Source organism: Allobosea sp. 05T422_2 (assembly GCF_056396265.1).
In genome coordinates, this window is record NZ_JBFTLD010000361.1 from 1 (window position 1) to 5,691 (window position 5,691).

Annotated in this window: 7 protein-coding genes; 1 reads left to right on the top strand and 6 read right to left on the bottom strand. The window is 63.5% G+C overall.

Annotated elements, in window-relative coordinates; all coding sequences use genetic code 11:
- Positions 1 to 36 precede the first annotated feature (36 nt).
- Positions 37 to 783: an SDR family oxidoreductase gene (locus tag AC1DJT_RS33820; RefSeq protein WP_476769489.1), complete on the bottom strand. Its 747-nt coding sequence runs from the start codon at positions 781 to 783 to the stop codon at positions 37 to 39.
- The gene (locus tag AC1DJT_RS33825; RefSeq protein WP_441505203.1) at positions 776 to 1,564 is read right to left on the bottom strand and encodes a glycosyltransferase family 2 protein; all 789 of its coding nucleotides are present in this window, start codon (positions 1,562 to 1,564) and stop codon (positions 776 to 778) included. The genes AC1DJT_RS33820 and AC1DJT_RS33825 overlap by 8 nt, the downstream gene beginning before the upstream one ends.
- 375 nt (positions 1,565 to 1,939) lie before the next feature.
- Here AC1DJT_RS33825 and AC1DJT_RS33830 point away from each other — a divergent pair, with 375 nt between their 5' ends.
- Entirely contained in the window at positions 1,940 to 2,635 is a 696-nt protein-coding gene (locus AC1DJT_RS33830) for an outer membrane protein (protein WP_441505204.1), read from the top strand.
- A gap of 184 nt (positions 2,636 to 2,819) precedes the next feature.
- On the opposite strand, the gene AC1DJT_RS33835 is transcribed toward AC1DJT_RS33830, so the two are convergent.
- Genes AC1DJT_RS33835 through AC1DJT_RS33850 form a run of 4 tightly spaced genes read right to left on the bottom strand, consistent with a single transcriptional unit; the run spans position 2,820 to position 5,489 of the window.
- The gene (locus tag AC1DJT_RS33835; RefSeq protein ID WP_441505205.1) at positions 2,820 to 3,422 is read right to left on the bottom strand and encodes a glutathione S-transferase; all 603 of its coding nucleotides are present in this window, start codon (positions 3,420 to 3,422) and stop codon (positions 2,820 to 2,822) included.
- Positions 3,423 to 3,451: 29 nt separating this feature from the next.
- Positions 3,452 to 4,303: a 23S rRNA (adenine(2030)-N(6))-methyltransferase RlmJ gene (locus AC1DJT_RS33840; RefSeq protein WP_476835791.1), complete on the bottom strand. Its 852-nt coding sequence runs from the start codon at positions 4,301 to 4,303 to the stop codon at positions 3,452 to 3,454.
- A gap of 31 nt (positions 4,304 to 4,334) precedes the next feature.
- Positions 4,335 to 4,979, bottom strand: a complete 645-nt coding sequence (locus AC1DJT_RS33845; RefSeq protein ID WP_441505207.1) for a ribonuclease T2 family protein — start codon at positions 4,977 to 4,979, stop codon at positions 4,335 to 4,337.
- Between the two features lie 36 nt (positions 4,980 to 5,015).
- Complete coding sequence (locus AC1DJT_RS33850; protein ID WP_441489482.1) at positions 5,016 to 5,489, bottom strand: hypothetical protein; 474 nt, start codon at positions 5,487 to 5,489, stop codon at positions 5,016 to 5,018.
- Positions 5,490 to 5,691 lie beyond the last annotated feature (202 nt).

Sequence of the window (5,691 nt, forward strand, 5' to 3'; positions counted from 1 at the left end):
CGGCTCAACGTCTTGCAGATGACGTGGGGTGGGGCGTCAGGTCACGATATCAGGGGTTCGCCAGGCCAGGTGCTGGCCGTTGTCGACGGCGATCATTTGCCCGGTGACCGATCGGGCGCGGGCGAGATAGAGCACCGCCCCGGCGATATCCGCCGCGTCGACCTTCCTTTGCAGCAGCGATCCCGCGGCCTCGCGCGCGAGCAAGGCCTCGCCGTCCTGCGGATTCGGAAAGGTCGGCCCTGGCCCGACGGCGTTCACGCGAATCCGCGGCGCAAGCGCCTGCGCCATCGTGGTCGTTGCCGTGAGAAGCGCCGATTTGGTCAAGGTATAGGAGTAATACTCCGGGGTCGGCTTCCAGACCCGCTGATCGATAATGTTGACGATGCAGCCTTCTCGATCCGCGGGAAGATGATTGGCCATCGCGCCGGAGAGCACAGAGGGCGCGCGCAGATTGGTCGAGAACTGCCGGTTCCAGGTCGGCACGTCGATCGTGCGGATGTCATCGACCAGAAAGCTGGAGGCGCTGTTGACCAGCAGGGTCACCGGCCCAAGCGCTGCTTCGGCGGCCGGAATGATGGTGTCGACCGACGCGGGATCGGCCAGGTCGGCAGCGACGGTGATTGCCTTGCCGCCCCGACCGCGCACGTCCGCTGCGAGCGCTTCGGCCTCGATGTGCGATGTGCGGTAGTGGATCGCAACCGCGTAGCCCGCATCCGCAAGGTGCTCGACGATGGCGCGTCCAATCCGGCGTGCTCCACCGGTGACGAGCGCAACCTCAGCCATTGCGTGCATCTTTATCGGAGTGACGCTTGAGGCGCCGTTCCCAATGTTTGGCTGCGCGCAAATAGCGGTAGAAGGCGTAGTTCATCGCGGTCATGAAGCCATAGACGCCGCGCAGGGCGTGACGCCGGCCAATATAGGCCTTGACGAAATTGGCCGGGAACTCGGCGACCAGCCGGAAGACCGAAAGGGTCTCGCCGCGCTTGTCGAGATCGTCGGCCTGTGCGTCGCTGTAGTTATTCAATTTCGCCATCTGCTCGCCGAGAGAACGCACGGAGTAATGATGAACCGTGCCCTTCAGCCTGCCGATGCGGGCATCCGAAGAGAGATCGACACGGTCGTGAACCGGCGAAGGCGAGTAGCGTCCCTTGTCCTTTCGGTAGAGCCGAACCGGCGACAAGGCGTAGGTGAAACGATGCGGCGCGCGCTCGCCAGGGAATATCTCGGCGATGCGCGTCCTGTAGGCATCCGCAGGCGGATCGCCATGAGCGAAGAGCGCTGCAATCTCGACGGCCATCTCCCTGGGCACGACTTCGTCGGCATCCAGATTGAGGAGCCAGTTATAGCGGCACTGGTCTTCCCCGAAGCGCTTTTGCTGCCCGTAACCCGGCCACGCATTGAAGATCACGCGGGCACCGCATTGCTCGGCGATTGTCTGCGTACCATCGGTCGAGCCTGAATCGATCACGACGATGTCATCGCTCAGCTCTCGCACGGCGTCGATGGTACGGCCGATTCTGTCGGCTTCATCCCGAGCAATAATGAATATAGAAAGCGGCGGCACCGGCCTGGTCCATTCCGTGGATTGTGCTGCAAGGCTTAAGCACGCGAGCCCGGAACGAGCAAGCGAAGGACCGTGACAGATTGTGGCCGCATTTTGTTTGGAACCTTAGGATATGTCGCGCGTTCCCTGCTTGCTTCCACTATATGGTCAACGCGTTGTTAGTATTCGGTTTACCATTCACAGTGGCTTAATAATAATTAACGCGTGTTGAACAATTGGTCTTAGTCATCCCCATTCGTGCCGCATTTCTGCCGCGGTCTGCAATGTACCTGTGCTTTAGCCGCAACAGACATCGACGCAKGCGCGGGCTATAAGGGCGTCATCGACATCACCGCCGGGCCACGCCGGCACCAGCGACGACTAAAGGAGTCTAAAATGAAGAAGTACCTGCTTACGAGCGTCGCGGCCCTCGGCCTCGTCGTTGCCGGCGCCGCCTCTGCTGCCGACCTGCCGTCCCGCAAGGGCCCGGTTGCCGCCCCGATCTATCTGCCGCCAGTGTTCACCTGGACCGGCTTCTACGTCGGCGTCAACGCTGGCTATGCTTGGGGCCAGATCGACTCGACCACGGGCGCTTTCACCAACAACCTCGGCAACTTCAGCGATCCCGATGGCTTCACCGGTGGTGGCCAGATCGGCTACAACTATCAGATCGGCCAGTGGGTCCTCGGCGCTGAAGCCGATTTCCAGGGCGCTGACCTGAAGTCGACTTCCGTCAACCTGGCTAACAGCCTCCGCGCCTCGACCGAGGTCAACTGGTTCGGCACCGTTCGTGGCCGCGTCGGTTACTCCTTCGACCGGTTCCTGCCGTATGTCACCGGCGGTTTCGCTTACGGCAGCGTGAAGAACAAGGTCTCCAACGGCGTGTTCGCTGGCAGCAACGACAACACCCAGTACGGCTGGACCGTCGGTGCTGGTCTTGAGTACGCCTTCACCAACAACCTGACGGCGAAGCTCGAGTATCTCTACGTCGACCTCGACAAGGAGTCGTTCAACGTTCCCGGCGGCACCTTCACCTCGAACGTCGAGACCAAGTTCTCGGTCGTCCGCGCTGGCCTGAACTACAAGTTCTAGTCCGATCCCCTCACGGGGCTCAGAATGAACCCGGTGGCTTCGGCCACCGGGTTTTTTGTTGTGCGAGACAAGATCACCGGACCGGATATCGTATCCAGTCCGATGATCTAACCCTTTGTCTTTGCATCGGCTTTCCCGAAAACCGCAATCCCCTTTTCGGGCCGATGCTTTAGCTCGGAGCCGGTCAGCCCTTGAATCGGGTGGTTTCGAAGGAGGGCACCTTCGCCGCGAAATCGTCGAGCCAGGCGACCAGCTTGGGGTGAGCTGCCCGCCACGTTCCGTCGAAGCGCAGATCGAGATAGCCCAGCGCGCAGGCGAGTGCGATTTCACCGATGCGGGGTTTGCCAGACCAGGCTGGCGGCGCTGCCTCGATCGCGGCAAGTCCCCGCGTGACCTTTCCAGCCTGATTCTCGACCCAGGCGGCATTGCGCATCTCGGGCGTCCTGAACCGGCCTTCATAGACCTGAAGCAGGGCCGCATCACAGATGCCGTCTGCCAGCGCTTGCAGGCGCAACTGCGCAAAGCGCGCTTCGCCTGACGGAATCAGGCCGCCACCGGCGAGATGGTCGAGATACTCGGCGATGACGCGGGAATCGAACAGTGCCGAGCCGTCCTCGAGCACCAGCGCCGGAATCTTGCCGAGCGGGTTCTGGGCGCGCAACGTGTCCTTGGGATCGGTGGTATCCGCCGCGACGATCTCGATGCGGCCCAGGAGATCGAGCTCATGGGCGGCAATTTTGACCTTGCGGCCGAAGGGGGAGGCTGGGGAGGTGCGCAAGGTCAGCATCGGTCATATTCCGGTCAGTTCTGGAGATGTCAGCCGTCCGGGCGGATCGGCTCGCAACGGTAGCGCGGCCGCGGGCCTTGCGCGAGGCGTTCGCACAATGCCGGCAACAGGAGGAGAGCTTCCTCCGCCAGTTTCCAGGGCGGATTGACCACAAGCAGACCGGTGGCCCCGAGACCTCCCGCGGCTTCGGGGCGGTCGACATCGATCTCGAGCCTGAGCAGGCGACCGATGCCGGCATCCTCGATCGCATTCACGAGGCCGTCGGCGGCCCGGCGCTCCTTGACCGGATACCAGAGCGCGTAAATGCCGGTCGGCCATTTGCGGTGCGCGGCAATGAACTCGGCCGCCATCGTCGCGAACTCGTCCTTCTCCTCGAAGGGCGGGTCGATCAACACGAGTCCGCGTCGTTCCTTCGGCGGGACATTGGCGCGCAGCGCCGTCCAGCCGTCGATCGCCAGCGCCTTGCAGCGCGAATCGCGACCGAGCGTCGCGGCGAGCTTTTTGCAAGTGGTTGGATGCAGTTCGGCGGCGATAAGCCGGTCCTCCGCCCGCATGGCGTGTCGGCAGAGCCAGGGCGAGCCGGGATAGCTGCCGGCGCCATGGCTTTCCCGTGCGACCGCGACAGCTTCGCGCCATGGTGCCAGCAACGCCTCCACGCTGGAGGCGAGCGGCGACTGGTCGAGCCGAGCCACGCCGTCCTTCCATTCATGCGTGCGCAGCGCTTCCTCGGAGCCGAGATCGTAACGGCCGGCACCGGCATGGGTGTCGATGACGCGATAGGGCGTATCCTTGGCGCCGAGATGAGTCAGGATGCGCATCAGCACGACATGCTTGAGGATGTCGGCGAAATTTCCGGCGTGGAAGCTGTGATGATAATTCATGAAGCGGTCTTAGCCGCCTCGCAGCGCTCTGTCAGCGTTGAGCTTTCACGGTGATGTCGCGCGTGCGGCAGCCGGAACGGTCGACCTCCTGGCAGGTGCGGAAATTGCGCAGGTCCTTGCTGAAGCAGATCCTGACTTCCTGCAGCACACCGCGTTTGCAGGCGATCGACATCATGTCGCTGCGCAAGCCTGGATTCGCCGCAGCGAAGGCGCGCTCGAGATCGATCGCGGTCCAGCTCTGATCGCGATCCGCCTTCTGCAGCGCCGGAGGAATCGCGACCTTCTGGCGGGCGCGCCGGACATCCGAAAAATAGTCGTTCGGGCTCGAGCCCGAACAGGTGCCGTGCTTGCGCCATTCATAGCGGGCGAGCCCCTCGGACGGGAACAGGCCGTCGGCCTGGTCGAGGGCGATGCGAGAAGGCGTGCGGCCGGCCGGTCCGCAATCAGTGGGGTAGCCGCGCTCGTTCTGCGGCCAGAGGCCATGCACGACGAAGCCGAGATTGGCGCCGCTCTCGCATTGCTCGCGGGCGCGCCCGCGTCCGCCGTCCAGTTCGCAGAAGCCCGGCGACCATGACAGGGCGAGAACGTAGAAGTCGAAATCACCGGGAACGCCGCCGCGGCCATATTGCCCCTGCGCTTGCGCGTCTGGGGCCATAAGGCCAAGCAGCGTCAGCATCGACAACCAGGCGCGCGGCAGTCTCACAGCCGGAGGTTACTTTTCGGGGCCGGGCCGGGCCATCTGGCAATTGGGCGCGTAGGAAAGACCTCGATCGAGGCCGTTGACGCACCAGTTGACGTTCCAGGTCAAGCCGAACAGGCCGAGATTCTCGCGCACGGAGTAGTCGATGCGGTGCAGCGAGCCGTCATTCAACGCGATCCGCCCCGTGCAGAAGCGGCGCGGGATGAAATCGTCGCCCCAGGGTCGGAAGCCGATGGGTCGGATGCGATCATAGGCGACCGCCTGCAGCGGCCCCCAGAATTTGGCCTCTCGCGAATTGAACCAGCTTGTGATCTCGCTGAGGACGGCGGGATCCTCGCAGGCCGGCAGGTTGCCATACATCGGAATGATGCGTGCCTCGGCCCGATCCGCCGGGTCGACATAGCGGCGGCTCGTGGCCTCGACGCTGATGGTCGCAGCAAGGCAAGTCGCTGCGACGAGGGTGGTTTTCAGCAGGGCGCGGCGCATAGGGGCAAGCCTCGTGCAGGCTGGGTGAATCTGATGCCGCACGATGACGTTCGGACGGGGGAGGGTCAAGGTGATTGGCGCCAGTGGAGGGCAACCGGACCGAGACTGTGTCATTTTCGATCCGGCTGCGTAGAGCGCGTTGCTGCTCAGAAGGAGGCCTCCAGCATCGCGACATAATCGGCGGCAGCCGCCGCGCGCGGGT

Bases quoted from the DNA above. Each gene is read 5' to 3' on its own strand.
- AC1DJT_RS33820 (WP_476769489.1), bottom strand. From the start codon at position 783: ATGGCTGAGGTTGCGCTCGTCACCGGTGGAGCACGCCGGATTGGACGC.
- AC1DJT_RS33830 (WP_441505204.1), top strand. From the start codon at position 1,940: ATGAAGAAGTACCTGCTTACGAGCGTCGCGGCCCTCGGCCTCGTCGTT.
- AC1DJT_RS33835 (WP_441505205.1), bottom strand. From the start codon at position 3,422: ATGCTGACCTTGCGCACCTCCCCAGCCTCCCCCTTCGGCCGCAAGGTC.
- AC1DJT_RS33840 (WP_476835791.1), bottom strand. From the start codon at position 4,303: ATGAATTATCATCACAGCTTCCACGCCGGAAATTTCGCCGACATCCTC.
- AC1DJT_RS33845 (WP_441505207.1), bottom strand. From the start codon at position 4,979: ATGCTGACGCTGCTTGGCCTTATGGCCCCAGACGCGCAAGCGCAGGGG.
- AC1DJT_RS33850 (WP_441489482.1), bottom strand. From the start codon at position 5,489: ATGCGCCGCGCCCTGCTGAAAACCACCCTCGTCGCAGCGACTTGCCTT.